This is a genomic window from Lacicoccus alkaliphilus DSM 16010 (genome assembly GCF_900142805.1).
Lineage (GTDB): Bacteria > Bacillota > Bacilli > Staphylococcales > Salinicoccaceae > Lacicoccus > Lacicoccus alkaliphilus.
In genome coordinates this window covers 1-1,764 of record NZ_FRCF01000025.1, presented here as the reverse complement: position 1 = coordinate 1,764, position 1,764 = coordinate 1, and the positions used below count along the sequence as shown (strand labels likewise).

Sequence of the window (1,764 nt, the reverse complement as noted above, 5' to 3'; positions counted from 1 at the left end):
AACAGTCCCGTAGGCGAAAATAAAGCGTAAGCCAGGTGGATCCTGAGTACGGCGGAACACGAGGAATTCCGTCGGAATCCGGGAGGACCATCTCCCAAGGCTAAATACTTCTTAGTGACCGATAGTGAACCAGTACCGTGAGGGAAAGGTGAAAAGCACCCCGGAAGGGGAGTGAAACAGAACCTGAAACCGTGTGCTTACAAGTAGTCAGAGCCCGTTAATGGGTGATGGCGTGCCTTTTGTAGAATGAACCGGCGACTTACGATGATATGCAAGGTTAAGCAGAGGATGCGGAGCCGCAGCGAAAGCGAGTCTGAAGAGGGCGTCATAGTATATCGTTGTAGACCCGAAACCAGGTGATCTACCCATGTCCAGGCTGAAGTCCAGGTAACACTGGATGGAGGGCCGAACCGACTTACGTTGAAAAGTGACCGGATGAGGTGTGGGTAGCGGTGAAATTCCAATCGAACCTGGAGATAGCTGGTTCTCTCCGAAATATATTTAGGTATAGCCTCATGAGAGCATCGTGGAGGTAGAGCACTGTTTGGACGAGGGGCCCATCCCGGGTTACCGAATTCAGACAAACTCCGAATGCCACAGATGTGATTCATGGGAGTCAGACAGTGGGTGATAAGGTCCATTGTCGAGAGGGCAACAGCCCAGACCACCAGTTAAGGTCCCCAAATATATGTTAAGTGGAAAAGGATGTGGCGTTGCACAGACAACTAGGATGTTGGCTTAGAAGCAGCCATCATTTAAAGAGTGCGTAATAGCTCACTAGTCAAGTGACGCTGCGCCGAAAATTTACCGGGGCTAAACATATTACCGAAACTGTGGATCAGAAATGATGGTAGGAGAGCGTTCCAAGTGCAGTGAAGCATGATCGTGAGGACATGTGGAGCGCTTGGAAGTGAGAATGCCGGTGTGAGTAGCGAAAGACGGGTGGGAATCCCGTCCACCGAATGACTAAGGTTTCCAGAGGAAGGCTCGTCCGCTCTGGGTTAGTCGGGACCTAAGCCGAGGCGAAGACGCGTAGGCGATGGAAGACAGGCAGAAATTCCTGTACCGGTGAATATTGATTGAGCGATGTGGTGACGCAGGAGGATGGTCAGGCATGCGACTGGAAGTGCATGTCCAAGCAACGAGTTGTCCGGGTAGGCAAATCCGCCCGGAGTAGATGAGTTGTGATGGGGAGCCCCATTAGGGGGCGAAGCTGTTGATTCACACTGCCAAGAAAAGCCGCTAGTGAGATATTGACCGCCCGTACCGCAAACCGACACAGGTAGTTGGGAAGAGAATTCTAAGGTGAGCGAGCGAACTCTCGTTAAGGAACTCGGCAAAATGACCCCGTAACTTCGGGAGAAGGGGTGCTCAGTAAAATGAGCCGCAGTGAATAGGCCCAAGCGACTGTTTATCAAAAACACAGGTCTCTGCCAAACCGAAAGGTGACGTATAGGGGCTGACGCCTGCCCGGTGCTGGAAGGTTAAAAGGCGCGCTTAGCGTAAGCGAAGGTGCAAATTGAAGCCCCAGTAAACGGCGGCCGTAACTATAACGGTCCTAAGGTAGCGAAATTCCTTGTCAGGTAAGTTCTGACCCGCACGAAAGGCGCAACGATTTGGGCACTGTCTCAACGAGAGGCTCGGTGAAATCATATTACCTGTGAAGATGCAGGTTACCCGCGACAGGACGGAAAGACCCCGTGGAGCTTTACTGTAGCCTGATATTGAATCTGGACCTCACCTGTACAGGATAGGTGGGAGTCT

Annotated in this window: 1 rRNA gene; it reads left to right on the top strand. The window is 51.8% G+C overall.

Annotated elements, in window-relative coordinates:
• Positions 1–1,764: ribosomal RNA gene (locus BUA12_RS12825) — 23S ribosomal RNA — on the top strand; the annotation flags it as partial.